The organism is Sphingomonas sp., from assembly GCF_042096255.1.
Classification (GTDB): Bacteria; Pseudomonadota; Alphaproteobacteria; order Sphingomonadales; family Sphingomonadaceae; genus Sphingomonas.
The window spans coordinates 1-17,003 of record NZ_JBELLZ010000078.1 but is presented as its reverse complement, the minus strand read 5'-3'; the positions used below and the strand labels follow the sequence as shown (position 1 = coordinate 17,003).

At 66.3% G+C, this 17,003-nt stretch carries 19 protein-coding genes; 12 read left to right on the top strand and 7 right to left on the bottom strand.

Annotated elements, in window-relative coordinates:
• Positions 1-339 (bottom strand): VOC family protein (locus tag ACFDTH_RS13685; RefSeq protein ID WP_375288101.1); only part of this gene is annotated, 339 nt, incomplete at its 3' end.
• An 80-nt stretch (positions 340-419) separates the two neighbouring features.
• Here ACFDTH_RS13685 and ACFDTH_RS13680 point away from each other — a divergent pair.
• The 7 genes from ACFDTH_RS13680 to ACFDTH_RS13650 are packed head-to-tail and all read left to right on the top strand — an operon-like array spanning position 420 to position 5,180.
• Positions 420-1,070 carry a winged helix-turn-helix transcriptional regulator gene (locus tag ACFDTH_RS13680; protein ID WP_375288100.1) on the top strand — a complete coding sequence of 217 codons (651 nt, stop codon included), beginning with the start codon at positions 420-422 and terminating at the stop codon, positions 1,068-1,070.
• 58 nt (positions 1,071-1,128) lie between these two features.
• On the top strand, positions 1,129-2,133 hold the full coding sequence (gene cobS, locus ACFDTH_RS13675; RefSeq protein ID WP_375288098.1) for a cobaltochelatase subunit CobS: 1,005 nt from the start codon (positions 1,129-1,131) through the stop codon (positions 2,131-2,133).
• Between the two features lie 45 nt (positions 2,134-2,178).
• Positions 2,179-2,463: a type II toxin-antitoxin system Phd/YefM family antitoxin gene (locus ACFDTH_RS13670; RefSeq protein WP_375288097.1), complete on the top strand. Its 285-nt coding sequence runs from the start codon at positions 2,179-2,181 to the stop codon at positions 2,461-2,463.
• 5 nt (positions 2,464-2,468) lie between these two features.
• The gene (locus ACFDTH_RS13665; RefSeq protein ID WP_375288096.1) at positions 2,469-2,855 is read left to right on the top strand and encodes a type II toxin-antitoxin system VapC family toxin; all 387 of its coding nucleotides are present in this window, start codon (positions 2,469-2,471) and stop codon (positions 2,853-2,855) included.
• On the top strand, positions 2,855-4,678 hold the full coding sequence (gene cobT / locus ACFDTH_RS13660; RefSeq protein ID WP_375288095.1) for a cobaltochelatase subunit CobT: 1,824 nt from the start codon (positions 2,855-2,857) through the stop codon (positions 4,676-4,678). The genes ACFDTH_RS13665 and cobT overlap by 1 nt, the downstream gene beginning before the upstream one ends.
• A complete protein-coding gene (locus ACFDTH_RS13655; protein WP_375288094.1) occupies positions 4,675-4,992 on the top strand; it encodes a ribbon-helix-helix domain-containing protein in 318 nt (105 codons plus the stop codon). Before cobT ends, ACFDTH_RS13655 begins: the two co-directional genes overlap by 4 nt.
• A 53-nt stretch (positions 4,993-5,045) precedes the next feature.
• Entirely contained in the window at positions 5,046-5,180 is a 135-nt protein-coding gene (locus tag ACFDTH_RS13650) for a hypothetical protein (protein WP_375288093.1), read from the top strand.
• Positions 5,181-5,189: 9 nt separating this feature from the next.
• On the opposite strand, the gene rfbA is transcribed toward ACFDTH_RS13650, so the two are convergent.
• Genes rfbA through rfbC form a run of 4 tightly spaced genes read right to left on the bottom strand, consistent with a single transcriptional unit; the run spans position 5,190 to position 8,578 of the window.
• On the bottom strand, positions 5,190-6,059 hold the full coding sequence (gene rfbA / locus ACFDTH_RS13645) for a glucose-1-phosphate thymidylyltransferase RfbA (RefSeq protein ID WP_375288092.1): 870 nt from the start codon (positions 6,057-6,059) through the stop codon (positions 5,190-5,192).
• Positions 6,056-6,955, bottom strand: coding sequence for a dTDP-4-dehydrorhamnose reductase (gene rfbD / locus ACFDTH_RS13640; RefSeq protein WP_375288091.1), 900 nt, complete (start codon positions 6,953-6,955; stop codon positions 6,056-6,058). Before rfbD ends, rfbA begins: the two co-directional genes overlap by 4 nt.
• Entirely contained in the window at positions 6,952-8,004 is a 1,053-nt protein-coding gene (rfbB, locus tag ACFDTH_RS13635) for a dTDP-glucose 4,6-dehydratase (RefSeq protein ID WP_375288090.1), read from the bottom strand. Before rfbB ends, rfbD begins: the two co-directional genes overlap by 4 nt.
• Positions 8,005-8,017: 13 nt before the next feature.
• Positions 8,018-8,578: a dTDP-4-dehydrorhamnose 3,5-epimerase gene (gene rfbC, locus ACFDTH_RS13630; RefSeq protein ID WP_375288089.1), complete on the bottom strand. Its 561-nt coding sequence runs from the start codon at positions 8,576-8,578 to the stop codon at positions 8,018-8,020.
• A gap of 271 nt (positions 8,579-8,849) precedes the next feature.
• Between rfbC and ACFDTH_RS13625 the strand changes: the two genes are divergently transcribed.
• Entirely contained in the window at positions 8,850-10,088 is a 1,239-nt protein-coding gene (locus ACFDTH_RS13625; RefSeq protein ID WP_375288088.1) for a sugar transferase, read from the top strand.
• A 63-nt stretch (positions 10,089-10,151) separates the two neighbouring features.
• Positions 10,152-11,075: a hypothetical protein gene (locus tag ACFDTH_RS13620; protein WP_375288087.1), complete on the top strand. Its 924-nt coding sequence runs from the start codon at positions 10,152-10,154 to the stop codon at positions 11,073-11,075.
• Positions 11,076-11,084: 9 nt separating this feature from the next.
• Here ACFDTH_RS13620 and ACFDTH_RS13615 read toward each other — a convergent pair whose 3' ends face one another.
• On the bottom strand, positions 11,085-11,759 hold the full coding sequence (locus ACFDTH_RS13615; protein WP_375288086.1) for a methyltransferase domain-containing protein: 675 nt from the start codon (positions 11,757-11,759) through the stop codon (positions 11,085-11,087).
• Positions 11,760-11,812: 53 nt separating this feature from the next.
• Complete coding sequence (locus tag ACFDTH_RS13610) at positions 11,813-13,288, bottom strand: flippase (RefSeq protein WP_375288085.1); 1,476 nt, start codon at positions 13,286-13,288, stop codon at positions 11,813-11,815.
• A 333-nt stretch (positions 13,289-13,621) separates the two neighbouring features.
• On the opposite strand from ACFDTH_RS13610, the gene ACFDTH_RS13605 reads away from it, so the two are divergent.
• Genes ACFDTH_RS13605 through ACFDTH_RS13595 form a run of 3 tightly spaced genes read left to right on the top strand, consistent with a single transcriptional unit; the run spans position 13,622 to position 16,968 of the window.
• Positions 13,622-14,518 (top strand): glycosyltransferase family 2 protein, encoded by an 897-nt coding sequence (locus ACFDTH_RS13605; RefSeq protein ID WP_375288084.1) that lies wholly within the window; start codon positions 13,622-13,624, stop codon positions 14,516-14,518.
• A 58-nt stretch (positions 14,519-14,576) separates the two neighbouring features.
• Complete coding sequence (locus ACFDTH_RS13600) at positions 14,577-15,833, top strand: hypothetical protein (RefSeq protein ID WP_375288083.1); 1,257 nt, start codon at positions 14,577-14,579, stop codon at positions 15,831-15,833.
• On the top strand, positions 15,820-16,968 hold the full coding sequence (locus ACFDTH_RS13595) for a glycosyltransferase family 4 protein (RefSeq protein WP_375288081.1): 1,149 nt from the start codon (positions 15,820-15,822) through the stop codon (positions 16,966-16,968). Before ACFDTH_RS13600 ends, ACFDTH_RS13595 begins: the two co-directional genes overlap by 14 nt.
• The last annotated feature ends 35 nt before the right edge of the window (positions 16,969-17,003 follow it).

The window sequence follows — 17,003 nt, the reverse complement described above, 5'->3', positions numbered from 1 at the left end:
GGCGCGGCTGTACATGAAGCCCATGTCCTGCCGATCGCGCGTCTCGCGCCCGCCCGCGGCGATCGCCTTCTCGGTCATCGCGTCCACCGCGGCGCGGCTATCGAACGACAGGCATAGCAATGCCGCGCTGTTCGCGTGCGTGTCCGCGATCGGCTTGCTGGTGAAGGTGGAATAGAAGGCGCGGTCGAGCAGCATCACGTAGATCGCCTCCGACCAGACCATGCACGAGGCCTGTTCGTTGGAGAACATCGGATTCTTCTCGAAACCGATCGCCTCGTAGAAGGCGGTGGCCTTCGCGACGTCCGTCACGGGCAGGTTCACGAAGATCATCTTGGTCATCCGGAAACGATCCTTTTCGACTCGTTGCTTGCGCGTCATGCCCGGCCTGGTTAAATAATACAACTATGAAGTTAGAAAAAGTGACTGAGTCGAGGCGCTGGTACGACGATGCGTGCGGGACGGCGCTGGCGCTGGAGTTCGTCGGCGAGCGCTGGTCGCTGCTGATCATGCGCGAGCTGATGTTCGGCGCGCGCCGCTTCGGCGAGATCAAGGCCAACCTGCCGGGCATCAGCGCCAACGTGCTGACCCAGCGGCTCGAATCGATGGAGGGTGCGGGCATCCTGGTCCGCCGCCGCCTGCCGTCCCCCGCCAACGTCCAGGTCTATGAGCTGACCCGCTGGGGGCTGGAGGCGGAGGTGATGGTCCAGGAGATGGGGCGGTGGGCGACCCGCTCGCGCCGCCACGATCCCATGCTGTTCTTCTCGCCCGCCTCGGCGATGATGTCGCTGCGCACGATGGTCGATCGCGACCGCGCGGCGGGGCTGGCGATGACGCTCGGCTTCCGCTTTCCGGCGGACACGTTCATTGGCCGACTGGAAGGCGGCACCCTCGCCGTTGCCCGCGGTGAGGCGGAGGCTGACGTTACGTTCACCGGCGATACCATGGCGTTCCGCCGGACGATCTACGGCAAGCTGCCGTTGGGCGACGAAGACGGCCTGTCGGTGGAGGGCGACAAGGCCGCCGCCCAGCGCTTCGTCGATCTCTTCGCGCTGCCGGAGAAGATCGCCTGACACGGATGGTTGAGCAAAGCGTTCGGCTTAGCCTAAGGCAGGCCTGAAAGGCGTTCGCATGACCGACATCCCCAACACCCAGCCCGACAGCCGCGAGACGACGATCCTCGACGCGCCCGACAAGATGATCAATGCGCGCGAGGTGTTCGGGCTCGACCTCGACATGCAGGTGCCCGCCTTCAGCGAGGCGGATGAGCGCGTGCCGGACCTCGATCCCGCCTATGTCTTCGATCCGGACACCACCCTGGCTGTGCTCGCCGGCTTCGCACACAACCGCCGTGTGATGGTGCAGGGCTATCACGGCACCGGCAAGTCGACGCATATCGAGCAGGTGGCGGCGCGGCTCAACTGGCCGTGCATCCGCATCAACCTGGACGCGCACATCAGCCGCATCGACCTGATCGGCCGCGATGCGATCGTGCTGCGCGACGGTCAGCAGGTCACCGAGTTTCGCGAGGGCCTGCTGCCCTGGGCGCTACAGACCCCGACTGCTTTGGTATTCGACGAATATGATGCCGGCCGCCCGGACGTGATGTTCGTGATCCAGCGCGTGCTGGAGACCGAGGGCAAGCTGACCCTGCTCGACCAGAATCGCGTGATCCGCCCCTCGCCTTGGTTCCGCCTGTTCGCCACCGCCAACACCGTCGGCCTGGGCGACACCAGCGGGCTCTACCACGGCACCCAGCAGATCAACCAGGGCCAGATGGACCGCTGGAACATCGTGGTGACGCTGAACTACCTGCCCGCCGCCACCGAGGCGGCGATCGTGCTCGCCAAGAGTGGTGAATATGATAAGCCCGGCGGCAAGGCGACGGTGGACAACATGATCCGTGTCGCCGACCTCACCCGCAAGGGCTTCGTCAATGGCGACATCTCGACGGTGATGAGCCCGCGCACGGTGATCACCTGGGCGCAGAACGCGCTGATCTTCGGCGACGTCGGCTTCGCCTTCCGCCTGTCATTCCTCAACAAGTGCGACGAGGCCGAACGCGCATTGGTGGCGGAATATTACCAGCGAGTGTTCGGCAAGGACCTGCCGGAGAGCGTGGCGGGTAAGGCTTGAGGCGACGAGTGGACTAGGCTATCTAGTCCACTCGAGGAGGCGAGCATGGCCGAGGCCCATCCGCAGAAGACGTTCAACCTGCACGAGGCGAAGACCCATTTCTCGCGCCTGGTGGATCGCGCCCATGCCGGTGAGGAGATCGTGGTCGCCAAGGCAGGCGTGCCCTATGCCAAGCTGGTGCCGATTGAACCCGTCAAGCTGCCGCCGCGGCAGCCGGGGCGGTACAAGGGACTGCTCGGTGACATTCCCGACTCGGTCTGGTTCGAGCCGGCCTATACCGACGCGGAGTTGAACGAGTTCGAACACCGCGATATCTTCCCGGCCCAATAGCCAAGGTGAGATATCTCGTCGACACGCACGTCCTGATCTGGTGGTGGGACCGGTCGGAACGCTTGCCGAAGCGTGTTCTCGATGTGCTGCAGGGCCGCGAACATGAGGTCTACATCAGCGCCGTGACCGGGTGGGAGATCGCAATGAAGGTGCGCTCGGGCAAACTGCCGTCAATGAACGACCGCGTGCATCGGTACGTGGCGGACGTGGTGCAGGACGGCTTCGTTCACATGCCCGTCGCGCCGGACCATGGTGTCACCGCCGGATTGCTCGACGGATCGCACAAGGATCCGTTCGACCGCTTGATCGCCGCCCAAGCGATCGCGGAGGATCTTACCGTCATCACCCGCGATCCCGAGATCGCTCGTTTCGGCTGCAAGGTTTTCTGGTAATGGCCACCGAAACACCCCTCGATCGCTTCAAGGCCGTCCTTGGCGGCGCCTCGCGCGCGCTCTCCGAAGAGCCCGAGCTCGATCTCGCCTTCACCGCCGATGCGCCCACGCAGTCGGGCAAGCACCTCAAGGTGCCAATGCCCGCGCGCTCGCTGCCGGCGGAGCAGGTGGCGGAAGCGCGTGGCTTCGCGGATGGCTTCGCGCTGCGGCTGCGGCACCATGACGCGGCGATACACCTGCGCGCCTCGCCGACCGAAGCGGTCGCGCGCGCGGTGTTCGACGCTGTTGAGGGCGCGCGGGTCGAGGCCTTGGGTTCGAAGGGCTATGCCGGCATCGCCGACAATCTGTCCACCGCACTCGATGTGCGGATGCGCACCGACCCGATCGTGCGCGCGCGCAACCGGGACGAGGTGCCGCTATCCACCGCATTGGCGCTGCTGGTGCGCGAGCGGCTTACCAACCTCTCCATCCCCGCCGCCGCGGCGCCAGGTCTCGCGCTGGTCCGCGACTGGATCGAGGAGAAGGCCGGCGGCGACCTCGACGCGCTCGCGCTCGCGCTCGACGACCAGCGCGCGTTCCAGGCGCTGTCGATGAAGCTGCTCGAGCGGCTCGACCTGGTCGAGGGCGAGCAGGTACCCGAGGAAACCGACGAGGGCGGCGACGAGGACGAGGGCACCGACGCCGAGGACCAGGGGGAGGAAGGCGAAGGCGAGAGCGGCGGCGAGCAGGCGCAGGCCGAGGCGCGCGGCGAACAGACCGAGAGCGAGGAAGGCGACAGCGAGGGCGAGACCCAAGGCGAGCAACAGTTCGACGATTCGGACGGCGAGTTCGGCGACGAGGGCGAGGAAGGCATGCAGCCTGTCCGCCCCAACCGCCCGCTCGCGGACCTCGGCCCCCAATTCGACTACAAGCCCTGGACTACGCAGTTCGACGAGGTGGTGGCGGCCACCGACCTGTGCGACGCCGACGAGCTTCTCCGGCTGCGGTCCTATCTCGACCAGCAGCTCGTCCACCTTCAGGCGGTGGTGTCGAAGCTGGCGAACCGCCTCCAGCGCCGGCTGATGGCGCAGCAGTCGCGCTCGTGGGACTTCGACCAGGAGGAGGGGCTGCTCGACGCCGCGCGCCTCGCCCGCGTGGTCACCAGCCCGGGCCATTCGCTCAGCTACAAGATCGAGCGCGACACCGAGTTCCGCGACACGGTGGTGACGCTGCTGATCGACAATTCGGGTTCGATGCGCGGCCGGCCGATCTCCATCGCGGCGATCAGCGCCGACATCCTGGCGCGCACGCTGGAGCGGTGCGGGGTCAAGACCGAGATTCTCGGCTTCACCACCCGCGCGTGGAAGGGCGGGCAGAGCCGCGAGGCATGGCTGGCCGCCGGCCGCCCGCCCCAGCCCGGCCGGCTCAACGACATCCGCCACATCGTCTACAAGCAGGCGGACGAGCCCTGGCGCCGCGCGCGTGCCTCGCTGGGGCTGATGATGCGCGAGGGGCTGCTCAAGGAGAATATCGACGGCGAGGCGTTGCTCTGGGCGCATAACCGGCTGATCGCGCGGCCGGAGGAACGCCGCATCCTGATGGTGATCTCCGACGGCGCGCCGGTCGATGATTCGACGCTGTCGGTGAACACCGGCAGCTATCTGGAGCGGCACCTGAGGCAGGTGATCGACTGGATCGAACGCAAGAGCCCGGTGGAGCTGGTCGCGATCGGCATCGGCCATGACGTGACGCGCTATTACGCGCGTGCGGTGACGATCATGGACGCCGAGCAACTGGGCGGCACGATCATCGAGCAGCTGGCGGCGCTGTTCGACACCGAATGAGCGCCCTGACGGCGATCGGGGCCCCGCCCGGGGGCTTCTGCGGCCCGGTCAAGCGGTCGATCACCATCGCCGGGCACCAGACTTCGATCAGCCTGGAGCCGGTGTTCTGGGCGGCGTTGGAGGGCGCCGCGGCGGCACGCAGCCTGCCGATCAGCGCGCTGGTGGCACAGATCGATGCGCTGCGGATTGCGCAATCGACCCCGCCAAACCTGGCGAGCGCGCTGCGCAGCTGGCTGTTCGTATCGGGCACCCTGCCTCAGGAGCCGGCGACCCCTCTTCCTAGCGAGCGGAATGTGCGGCACAGCGACGCTTGAGGGTGGAGAGCCCAGTCGCGAACCGCAGGATTGTACAGGAGCACATTCAGGTCATGGATCGGGAGACCGTCGCCTACGGCATCATCGCGTTGGTCGGCGTTCTGGCGCTCGGCGGCGGGTTCTGGTCCTTGCGGCGGCATCGGCGGCTCAAGCTGCGTCGACGCGGCATCAAGCGTTATGGCCATTAGGAACCGCGTTCAGGCGCCGTCCACCGCCTTGAGGATCGCCCGCCCGTAAGCGGTTTTCCGGAACATTTCCCCCCGCGCGCGCGCCTCGGCAGCGGAAATGAACCCCTGCTCGAAGGCGATCTCCTCTAGGCAGGCGATCTGGATGCCCTGACGGTTCTGGAGCGTGCGCACGAACTCGGATGCTTCCAGCAAACTGTCATGGGTACCGGTGTCGAGCCAGGCGTAGCCTCGGCCCATCTGCTCGACATGCAACTCGCCCGCTTCCATGTAGATGCGGTTCAGGTCGGTGATCTCGAGCTCGCCCCGGGCGGACGGGCGAAGGCCGCGAGCATAGTCCACCACTCGATTGTCATAGAAATATAGGCCCGTTACCGCATGTTGGGACCGGGGCTTGGCCGGCTTCTCCTCCAGGCTGAGCGCCCGGCCGTCCGGGGCAAGCTCCACCACCCCATAGCGTTCCGGGTCCTCGACACGGTAGCTGAACACGGTGGCCCCGACGGTTCGGCGGACCGCACTCGCCAGCAGATCGGTAAGGTGGGCGCCGAAGAAGATGTTGTCGCCGAGGACGAGCGCCACATTGTCGTCGCCGATGAAATCGGCACCGATGGTGAACGCCTGAGCCAGTCCCTCCGGCCGCGGCTGCTCCGCATAGGTGATCCGCAGGCCGAATGCCGAGCCGTCGGCGAACAAGCGGCGATAGTTTTCCAGATATTCCGGCGAGGAGATGATCAGCACGTCGCGGATGCCGCCGAGCATCAGTACCGACAGCGGGTAATAGATCATCGGCTTGTCATACACGGGCAACAGCTGCTTGTTCACCGCAAGGGTCGCCGGGTGAAGTCGCGTGCCCGAGCCGCCGGCGAGAATGATGCCCTTCACTTCACTGCTCCGATCAGTTCGTCGAGGATGTCGCTCAGTGCGTCCTGCCACGGCCGAGGGGCGATGCCGTATCCATCACGAATCGCGTCATGGCTGAGCAGCGAATTGGCGGGGCGCGCCGCCGCCGTCGGATAGTCCGCGGTGGTGATCGGCTCGACCGTCGCGACCGGGCCGCCCCGCGCGCCGGATTGGCGAAAAATTTCGCGGGCGAAGCCGGCCCAGCTCGTCTCGCCCGCGTTGCTGAAGTGGAAGGTGCCCGTCGGCGCGCGATCATCCTTCGCAAGGCGTGTGGCAACGGTCATCAGTGCATGGGCAAGATCGGCGGCGCCGGTGGGTGAGCCGCGCTGATCGTCGACGACGCGCAGTGCACCACGCTCTGCCCCCACCCGCAGCATTGTTCTCACGAAGTTGCTGCCGTGGGCCGAGACGACCCACGCCGTCCGCACGATGGCATGGCGCGCGCCGGAGGTGCGCACCGCCAGCTCGCCGCCGAGCTTGGATGCGCCGTAGACTCCCAGCGGGGCCACGGGATCGCCGACCTGACGTGCACCCGGCCGGTCGCCGGCGAAGACATAGTCGGTCGAGACCTGCACCAGCGGGATGCCCGCCGCTGCGCAGGCCTGCCCGAACGCCGCCGGCGCGAGGGCATTGACCTGCCAGACGGCGACCGCGTCGGTCTCTGCCCGGTCAACCGCGGTATAGGCGGCGGCGTTGATCACCGCGGCCCAGTCGCGCTCCGCCACCTTGGCAGCGATCATCGCACTGTCGGTCAGATCGAGGTCGGAACGCCCGGTCGCGATCACCTGATAGCCGCCCGGCCAGGCACATCGTTGCAGTTCCATGCCCAACTGGCCGTTGCCGCCGGTCACGAGAACGGGTCTGTCGCTGCCGGTCACTGCTCGATCCCGCGCCTGTCGGCCGCCCTGGCGGCGACGAGCGGCCGCCACCAGTCCTCGTTGTCGAGATACCAGCGCACCGTCTTCTCGATACCGGTCTCGAACGTCTCGGCCGGCACCCAGCCAAGCTCGTCGCGGATGCGGCTGGCATCGATGGCATAGCGCTTGTCGTGGCCGGGCCGGTCGGCGACCGACGTGATCTGCTCCGCATAGGATGCGCCATTCCCGCGCGGGCGCAGCCGATCCAGGATGGCGCAGATGGTACGCACGACCTCGATGTTCTGCTTTTCGTTGTTGCCGCCGACATTGTAGGTGCGGCCGGGTTGTCCCTGCTCGAACACCCGGCGCAACGCACGGACGTGGTCCTCGACGAACAGCCAGTCACGCACCTGATCGCCCTTGCCGTAGACCGGCAACGGCTCGCCATCGAGCGCCTTGGCGATCATCAGCGGGATCAGCTTCTCGGGAAAGTGATAGGGGCCGTAATTGTTCGAGCAGTTGGTAATCAGCACCGGAAGACCGAACGTGTGGCCCCAGGCGGAAACCAGATGGTCAGAGCCGGCCTTCGACGCCGAATAAGGCGATCGGGGATCGTAAGGTGTGTCCTCGGTGAACAGGCCTGTTTCGCCCAACGACCCGTACACCTCGTCGGTCGAGATGTGATGGAAGCGGAACGCCTCCTTCGCAGCGCCTTCAAGCGTTCGCCAATAGCTGCGCGCCTCAGCCAGCATCGTGTACGTGCCCACGAGATTGGTCTGGATGAAGGCTCCCGGACCGTCGATCGAGCGATCGACATGGCTCTCCGCGGCGAGATGGGTGATGATCTCGGGCCTGAACTCGGCAATGGCGCCGCGCACCGCCTGGGCATCGCAGATGTCGCCACGGACGAAGCGATAACGATTGGACCGTGCCACCTCCTCGACGGTTGAAAGCGTCCCGGCATAGGTCAGCTTGTCGAAGTTGAGGACCTCATGGGTCGTGTCCGCGATGAGGTGGCGGACGAGCGCCGAGCCGATAAAGCCGGCACCACCGGTGACCAGGATGCGCATGACTTATGTTCCTTCAGGCGAGCGGAAGCAGCGGGACGCCGTCAAAGGCGAAGGGGCTGTCGAACTCGCCCAGAATGGGAAGCCTGGTATCCTTGGCGCTCAGTTCGGGCGTGACCCCGTCGGGCAGCGGCCAATCCACGCCAACCGAGTCCCAGCGGATGCCACCGTCGTGATCCGGCGCATAGGTATCGGAGACCTTGTAGGTCACCTCGCAATCGGGCTCCAGCGTCAGGAACGCGTGGGCGAAGCCGATCGGCACGAACAGCTGGTGCCCGTTCTCGGCCGAGAGTTCCGCGCCCACCCAGTGACCATAGGTGGGCGATCCGCGCCGGACGTCCACCGCAACATCGTATATCCGCCCGCGAATGCAGCGAACCAGCTTGTCCTGTCCGCGAGGCGGCGTCTGGAAGTGCAGTCCGCGCAGCGTGAACGCTGGGACGGACAAGGAATGATTGTCCTGGACGAACCGGCAGGTGATACCGAGGGCGGCGAAGGCCGGCTCCGAATACACTTCGGTGAACCAGCCGCGCGCATCGCCATGGCGCTTGGGAGTGAGGAGCCGTACCTTCTGCATGACACCCGCGTCATAGGGCCCGCGCCCCGCCGGACAAGGGTGCTTGACCGAGTAAGGTCTCCGCTCGGCCCGCCGACGGCAGGGGCCTGCGGACGCAAAGGGGACCCTGCACCCGTCGATTTGGGAGTGAACCGCAGCGGATTGCCCGCTAGAGAAGGCGCAGCCGGCAGCGGCCTCTCGTGGATCGTGCGTCTTGGGGGGCGCGCGACCGTTTCTTTGCAGACCGTGGTGTATCAGCGTGCCTCAATCGATCATTGCAAAACGCGGCAGCTTGTGGAGCACGGTCTATACGCAGTTGTTCGCGAACATCCTCTTCGCCGTCGCCATACCCTATGCAATTCGGGTCCTCACGCTTGAGGTGCCCGCCGACATCAGGATGGTCAACACGACCGCCATGGGCTCGATCGTGGCGATCACCATGTCCGTCTGGCTGATCCGCAACATTTTCGTCTATCCCGGGGCAGAGCTGGGATCGCATATCATTCCGTCTATTTTCGTATCGTTCGGCAGTATTCTCCTTTTCTTCTTCCTTTCCAGGCTTGAGTACAGCCGGGCGCTCCTCATCACCAGCCTGTTCATCAGCCTGATGTGGATGATGTTCGTGTCGATCAGGGCGCAAGGGGCACAGCGGCTGTCGATCGGAATCCTGCCGTTCGGAAAAGCAGCAGAGATTTGCGCGATCCGAGGCGTGTCGTGGCAGCTGATCGATCGGCTCGATACCGACGTCCGGGCCTTCGACACGATCGTAACCGATTTGCGCGCCGACCTGCCCGACGAATGGGACCGCTGCGTCGCGGATTATGCGCTTTCGGGCTTCCCGGTGGTCCATTACAAGCACCTGATGGAGTCGTTGACCGGGCAGGTGCAGCTGGAGCATCTGTACGAGAACAGTGCCGGTTCACTGTCGCCCCAGCGCGTCTACATGAACTCCAAGCACGTCATCGACTGGTTGGGCGCGCTGATCGCGGGCCTGCTTCTGCTGCCCGTGCTGATCCTGATCGCCGTCCTGGTGGCGATTGACTCGCCCGGACCGGTGCTGTTCCGCCAGGAGCGGATCGGCTATCGTGGACGCCCATTCCGCGTCTTCAAGTTCCGGACGATGCGTCACCAGCCCCTAGTGTCGGACCCGCTGAGCAGCGCGATGACGCAGAGCGACGACGTCCGGATCACCAGGATCGGCCGGTTCCTGCGCCAGAGCCGCATCGACGAGTTGCCGCAGATCCTGAACATCCTGAAGGGCGAGATGAGCTGGATTGGCCCTCGCCCCGAAGCGATGCCGCTGTCGCGCTGCTACGAACAGGACATCCCCTTCTACCGCTATCGCCACATCGTGCGCCCGGGCATCTCCGGGTGGGCGCAGGTGAACCAGGGGCATGTGACGGACGTGGCGGACGTGCGCACCAAGCTCCACTACGATTTCTACTACATCAAGAACTACTCGCCATGGATCGATCTGCTGATCGTGACCAAGACGATCGTGACGATGGTGTCCGGCCATGGAGCCAAATAGCCGCTCGAACGGCTCGCCCCTTCGCGCCTGCGGACCCGTCATCCGGAGGATCACGCAATGGGAATGATCCGCACACTCACCCGCCTGGGGCTGCGCCGCCCACCGCCACCGCTCTGCCCCATCGGGCTGGACCAGCTGGAAAGGAACTGGCAGTATCGACCGTCCCGTCCGGACGCGGTCGACCGCCTGAGGCGACTGCGTGCGCTCGGCCGCTGGCAGCCGGCGCCCGCGCACGAATGCCTCGTGCCGATCCGCGGTGCACGCGACCGCTGGATCGTCTATTTCCTGTTTCTACCAGCGGGGCGCAGCCTGGACTCCGCGCATCGCTACACATTGGCCCGGTTGCGCGCGTCCGGGACGGGGCTGCTCGTGGTGTGCGCGGCGGCGCGCGCTGCCGATGTCCCCGCGGAGCTGCACGGCATTGCCGACGCGCTCTACTGGAAGGCGCTCGGCGGCTTTGACTTCTCCGCCTATGCGCTGGGGCTGCATGCGATCGCCGCGGCGAACCCCGGTGCGGACGTGCTGGTCCTGAACGATTCGGTGTTCGGTCCGTTTGGCCCGATCGATGCGCTATGGCCCCTCATGACCTGGGATCTCACGGGCTTCACAGCCTGTGGCCAGGTGGAGAACCACATCCAATCCTACGCCTTCCACCTAAAGAACGTGACGCCGCAGCGGATGGCAGGCCTTGCGCAGGTCCTGCCCGCGGGTCGCGCACACGACCAGTACGAGCCCGTGGTTCTACGCCAGGAGACGCGCCTCGCCGTGGATGCCGCGCGTCGCATGTCGGTCGGCGCGCTATGGTATGGCGCCCCCGATCTCACCGTCGACCCGAGCCTGTTCGCGGCCATGCCCCTAGTCGAGGCAGGATTCCCTTTCCTGAAGCGCGCCTTGCGCACGAAACATACGGGCATCTATCCGGACGAGGCGATACGGGCGGTACTCGTCCGCCGCGGGCATCCGCCGGGCGACGGTCCGCCGCCCTGAACCGGGGAATCACGCCTCCCCGCGGTGACCGATTAGACTGATCTGATAGTAGAGCAGGTGCCGCAGCCGCGCGCCCAGCAGGGCGCCGATCAGTCGTTGCCGCCCCGCCAGCGGTCCCAGGGGGCCAACCGTGTCTACCACCACACCTGCCCGCTCGAACATGTCCGCATAGCTCTGTGGCGTGAACCAGCGCAGGTGCGTGCGGTCCATCGGCCCGGCATCAACATAGTCGAAGCGACCAGCCACCAGCGCCTTGACGATGCGCCAGTGCGCAACATTGGGGGAACTGGCCATGATCCGTCCGCCTGGCCGGACCAGCGCGACCAGCCGGCGCAGCGTGGCTTCGGGGTCGACAAGGTGCTCCACCACCTCGCTCATGATCAGCGCATCGAATTGACTGGGGGGATACGGAAGATCGATCTCGTCGACATTGCCGACGTGCACGCGAGTCAGCCGCTTCTCGGCCCGCTGGGCCATGGGCGCAAACATCTCGATGCCGACATATTCGCCGCATTTGCCTTCACGCAGCGCCAGCGCGCCTGTGGCGCCGTCTCCGCAGCCCAGCTCCAGGATGCGTGCCTGCGGATCGGCGGGCAGCAGGCCTACATAGTCGGCCCGCGCCTCGCCGAAATAGCTGGAATCCTTCGCGGCATAGGCGTCGCCGAGATAGGCGTTTTCGGTCATGCTGGTCCCCGATCGCTTCCGGCCCTGGCCCATGGAGCGGGATCGATCGCCGATCAATGCTGTCCTGGTGAAGGTGCCGGGCGGCGAAGGCTGGCCAGCCGCTCCAGCGCCGGGGTCCTGATCCGGGCCGGGGCGATCCGCCACGTCTCCACCGCGACCAGGAGAAGGAGCAGGGCGGCCGCCGCGAGCCAGTGTCCGCTGAAGGGCTGCGTCACGCGGCTGATGCCGACCGCCAACCCCAGCATCGCCGCACCCGTCAGGATCGGCCGCACGGGAGTGGCCCGGCGGTCGGCGTGGAACGACAGCAGGGCATAGTCCAGAGCGCAGCGCAGCAGGAATGCCGCGGCGCACCCCACCAGACCAAAGTGGTGCAGCCCCAGGTAGAGCGCGGCAAGATACGGCAGCAGCTCGATCGCGAGGACAAGGGCGACGGTCTGCGGACGTCCGCCCGCCTGAAGCATGGTGAACGGCAACAGCGCCAGCGCGTTGAACCAGAACGCCACCAACAGAATCTCGGCAGGCAGCGTGGCGCGTGCGGCAAAGGCATCACCCAGCCACGCGGAAAGCGCCGGGCCCGCCAGAAGCACGCCGAGCACCACCGGGGCGGTCATCAGCGCCACCAGGATCAGCATGCTTTCGCGCGAGAGCATGGCGGCTTCTTCCAAGGATTTCATCGCGCTGAGGCGGGGAAAAAGCGCGTTGGTCAGCGCAGTCGGGATGATCACGATCCGCTGCGTCATCTGGTAAGGGATCGCGTAGAAGGTCACTGCCGCAGCCCCCATCACTGCACCGATCGCGAACCGGTCGATGATGGTCAGGAATGGCGCGATCAGCGAAGCCACGGTGATCCACCCGCCGAAGCGCAGCAGCGGCGCGATCTGCGCCCGGTCGAACCGCAGCCGTCCGTCCCAGCCGAACTCTCGCGTGCATACCGCCCAGAGCACGACGAGGGTGACCAGCCGGGTGGCCATGCCGGCAAGCAGCAGCACCGAGACGTTGGGACCCCAGAGCCAGGCGACCGCCAGCGGCACCCCCTGGAACAGGACGGTGGAGAGCACCCCGGCGATGTTGCTGCTCGCAAACCGCTCACGTCCCTGCAACGCCCCGGTCAGCACTCCGGTAAGCGTCGCGATCGGCAGCGAAAGGCCCAGCAAGGGTGCCGCGGCGGCCAGTTCGGTCTTGAGGGCGGGTGCGACCTTCAGACCATTGGCGAAAAACAGCTCTGCGCCCAGCGCGAGAAGGATGCCGCCCACCACCCCGATGGCGGCATTGACCAGCACGGCCGTGTGAAAGGTGGCACGCCGCTCCGCCGCCGCGACATCGCGCAGTTCGGCGATGCGATGAACCGTGGCACGCCCCAGGCCCAGGTCGAACATGCCGAAATAGCCGAGCAGCAGCCAGGCAATGGCCAGCACGCCATATCGATCAACCCCAATCAGATGGATGTAGGCGGGGACAGTCAGAAGCGAGAGGCCGAGAGGCAGCAACAGCCCGGCCAGGTTGAACAGTGAGTTGCGCTTCAGACTCACGCCCGTGGCGATCCTTGCAACATGCCCGAGCCGGCAAATCGTGGATGCCTGTCGATGCAGAAAATGATTGCCGGCCTGATATCGACCGGCCGCGAAAAGACAAGTCGTCCTGCCCCAGCCCCGCACCCTGGATAACGCCGTGCATTTGAGGGGTGTCGTTCGGGCGCGAGGGGCTCTATCCGGCGGAAACCAACACGAACCTTCCGGCGAAGGCCGGCGCCTGGGCACGGGCGTGCCGACCGAGCGGGGGCAGGCAGAAGAAGACGAAGCGATCCGGATGTGGATTCCCAGCGTGCGACAGGCCAGGATGCGTTGTCAGAGCGGTATCACCGGATGAACGACGCACAGGCGAGGCGCCGGGTGGCGCTGGTGACGGTGACCTACAACAGCGCACCGGTGCTGACGGATTTCCTGGCGTCGCTCGATCGCCAGACCAGCGGCGACTGGACGCTGGTGGCGATCGACAACGCCTCCGGGGACGCCACGCGCGCCATGCTGGCGGACTGGGACGGGCCGCTGCACCTGATCGCCAACCCGGACAACCCAGGCTTTGCCGCCGCCAGCAACCAGGGGATCGCCTGGGCGCGCGAGAACGGCTTCGATGCGGTGCTGCTGCTCAACAACGACACGGTCTTCGAGGCCGATTTCCTGGCGCGGGTGCTGGACTTCCAGACACGCAGTGGGGCACTGATCGTCGCGCCCGCCGTCACCTATGCGGACGAGCCCGGCCGCTTCTGGTTCGCCGACGGCGGATTCACCCGGCTGCGCGGTGGATTCCAGGCGTGGATGGGGGAAACCCCGCGATCCGGAGAAAGCTGGACATCCGATTTCGCGCCCGCCTGCGCGCTGCTGGTCGACATGCAGGTGTTCGACCGAGTGGGTGTCTTCGATGAGCGCTTCTTCGTTTACTGGGAAGACGCGGACTTCTGTTTGCGCTGCCGCGCGCACGGTGTGACGGTGACGATCCTCGCTGCGCCGACGATCGCGCACAAGGTGAGTGCGCTGACGGGTGGATCCTCACCGTTCAGCACGCAAATGTACCATCGCAACCAGATCCTCCTCCTCCACAAGCATTTCGGTGCCGCGAGAACATGGCTGGAGGCTCCGGCCATCGTCGCCAAGATTCTGGCCCGGCGCGTCCTGCGGCGCGACGAGGCGGAGACCACCCGGTTGCGACTGCGCACCGTTTGGACGTCGCTGCCGTCCCTGCGGAAGGTGGAGGGGATATGATCTCGCTGTCCCCTCGCGGCGCCGGTCATGCGCTGGCCGGTTCATGGTGGAGCTGCCGATGAATCGCGCAGCCACCGTGCCCGCGCCTTCCGGGCCGATGATGCCGTTCCCGCGAATGGGTGCCCTCGGCTTGCTGATCGTCCTGGTGCTGTTCGTGCTGACTCCCTCGGCCCTTCGGTATTCGTACAACCTCTCCTCGTTCGCTCCCGGCGTGGCGGTTGTGGCGGTAGCGGTGTGGGGGCTGGCGACGATCGGCATCGTTCCCGGCCCGCCCAGGGCCGGATGGGCAAACCACTTCCTCGTGGTCGCGGTGAGCTGCGGGCTCATCGGCGCGCACATCGCGCTGACCTACCTGAGGGGAGAACCGGAACTGGGCCGCCCGCTGACTTCGCTTGCGCTGCTGGGAGTGATCCTCACGACCACGCGCCATGTCGGCTTCGCCTTTTTTGCCTCCGTGCCGCACCAGCGGATCGCCCTTCACGTCCTGCTTGGCCTGTTCCTCGTGATCGCGGTGATGGGGCTGCTCGGCATCGCCCCCCGCAGCGAACTCATCTCCGAACGCCCGCTGTACCCCTTCACCGAACCGTCGCACTTCGCCTTCACCCTGATGCCGTTTCTGATCTACGGCGCGGTGACGGCCGGCCCGGTCCTGCGACTGATCATCCTCGCCGTCGCCGCGATTATGGTGATCCTGCTCAAGAGCCTGTCGCTTGCGGTGGGGCTGATCCTGGCGGGGGCGTGCTGCCTGAACGGCATCGCATTGGCGATCTTCCTGCTGTCGGCCTTTGCGGGGTTGAGCATGCTGGACCTTACCTACTTCACCGACCGGCTCGACTTCGCCTACGGCAACCAGAACCTGTCGATGCTGGTGTACCGGCAGGGTCTGGAGCTTATCCAGACGTCGCTCGAAGAGACCGGTGGCTGGGGAATCGGGTTCCAGCGCCTGGGCTTCACCAACCTGTTCACCCCCTCCAGCAACATCATCTACGCTCTGACCGGGGCCGATCTGAATCTGCGGGACGGCGGCTTCAATGCCGCCAAGCTGATCACGGAACTGGGGGTTGCAGGCATCATCCTGTCGCTCTGGTATCTGGTTACGCTGACGCGGATGGTGATCCGCCTGCGCGGCGTCGCCACAGGGCGCCTGCTGCTGTCGGACGGCACATGCTTCGCACTGGCCGCGTTTGTCGGCGCGGCGATCGAGGTGTTCGTGCGCGGTGCGGGATATTTCACCTCCACCATGCTGCTGGGCCTCGCCGCCATTCCCTATCTGCGGCTGTCAGGCCGCAAGGCGCTGATCCATGTCGCCCACTGACGCGATGCCGAGGGTCGCGGCAAACCTGACCTTTATCGAACCACGCGCACTGACCGGGCCTGGCCATTATGCCGTGCAGGTCTTCGAGGAACTGACGGCCCTCGCCGAGACGGACGCACTGGATTTCTCACTCAGCGGCTACGTTCAGGACGAGGCGCGGCACCATTTCTCGGAACGCGCCAATACCAGGCTGGCAGGCGTCGGTGCGCTGGGCGGCCGTGCCGGACGGGTTGCGTTCGAGCAGGTGCGCCTGCCGTTCCGCAGCCGCCAAGACGGCGTGTCGCTGCTGTGGAGCCCGGCCTTCGTGAGCCCCTTGTGGGGTGCGCCGAAGCTCGTCGCGACCATCCACGATATGTATTATGAAGTGGTGCCCGAGGTGGTCGAGCCGCGCCAGCGGCGCTATTGGCGTACGATGATCCCGCTCACCGCACGGGTGTGCGACGCGCTGATCACCGTTTCGGAGAACAGCCGGGCGGACATGCTGGCGCACCTTCCGACGTCGGCGGACCGCGTGTTCGTGACCCCTCTCGCCAGCCGCATGCACGTCGCGGACTTTGCGGCGGGCGCTCCGCCCATTCCGGGCGACTATGTCCTTATGGTCGCCAACACGACGCCCAACAAGAACTGTGAGCGGGTGACCGCGGCGATGGCGGCGCTGCGCGATCAGGGACGCGCCATTCGGCTGGTCCACATCGGCAACGACGTGGACGGGCGCCTGCGTGCGGCCGCGGATGCGGCACAGCTCGGCGATCTGCTGGTCTCGATGGGGAAGGTCAGCGAGGCCGTGCTCGCCAATGCCTATCGCCACTGCCTCGCGACGATCGTCGCTTCCACCTACGAGGGGTTCGGAATGCCCGCCGCAGAGGCGCAGGCGATGGGGGCGCCGCTGATCTGCTCCGATCGGTCCGCGGTTCCCGAGGCTGCGGGCGGGCTCGACGGCGGCGGCGCCTTGTTCGTGGATCCGCTGGACACCGCCGCGATCGCCGCGGCGATCGCGCGGGTGGCCGATGATCCGGCGCTCGCCGCGACGCTGTCCGCCCGTGGACTGGCGCAGGCGCGCACCCTGTCGTGGCGCCGCACCGCCGAGCAGACCGCCGCGGCATTCTCCGCCGTGCTTGCTGACGGCCGGCGGTGAACGCCATGCCTGCTCCGCCGTCGTCACCGCACTAC

Coding starts and splice junctions, on each gene's coding strand:
- ACFDTH_RS13595 (WP_375288081.1), top strand. CDS start 15,820: ATGTCGCCCACTGACGCGATGCCGAGGGTCGCGGCAAACCTGACCTTT.
- ACFDTH_RS13615 (WP_375288086.1), bottom strand. CDS start 11,759: ATGACCGAAAACGCCTATCTCGGCGACGCCTATGCCGCGAAGGATTCC.
- ACFDTH_RS13600 (WP_375288083.1), top strand. CDS start 14,577: ATGAATCGCGCAGCCACCGTGCCCGCGCCTTCCGGGCCGATGATGCCG.
- ACFDTH_RS13670 (WP_375288097.1), top strand. CDS start 2,179: ATGGCCGAGGCCCATCCGCAGAAGACGTTCAACCTGCACGAGGCGAAG.
- ACFDTH_RS13605 (WP_375288084.1), top strand. CDS start 13,622: ATGAACGACGCACAGGCGAGGCGCCGGGTGGCGCTGGTGACGGTGACC.
- cobT (WP_375288095.1), top strand. CDS start 2,855: ATGGCCACCGAAACACCCCTCGATCGCTTCAAGGCCGTCCTTGGCGGC.
- rfbC (WP_375288089.1), bottom strand. CDS start 8,578: ATGCAGAAGGTACGGCTCCTCACTCCCAAGCGCCATGGCGATGCGCGC.
- ACFDTH_RS13620 (WP_375288087.1), top strand. CDS start 10,152: ATGATCCGCACACTCACCCGCCTGGGGCTGCGCCGCCCACCGCCACCG.
- rfbB (WP_375288090.1), bottom strand. CDS start 8,004: ATGCGCATCCTGGTCACCGGTGGTGCCGGCTTTATCGGCTCGGCGCTC.
- ACFDTH_RS13655 (WP_375288094.1), top strand. CDS start 4,675: ATGAGCGCCCTGACGGCGATCGGGGCCCCGCCCGGGGGCTTCTGCGGC.
- ACFDTH_RS13650 (WP_375288093.1), top strand. CDS start 5,046: ATGGATCGGGAGACCGTCGCCTACGGCATCATCGCGTTGGTCGGCGTT.
- cobS (WP_375288098.1), top strand. CDS start 1,129: ATGACCGACATCCCCAACACCCAGCCCGACAGCCGCGAGACGACGATC.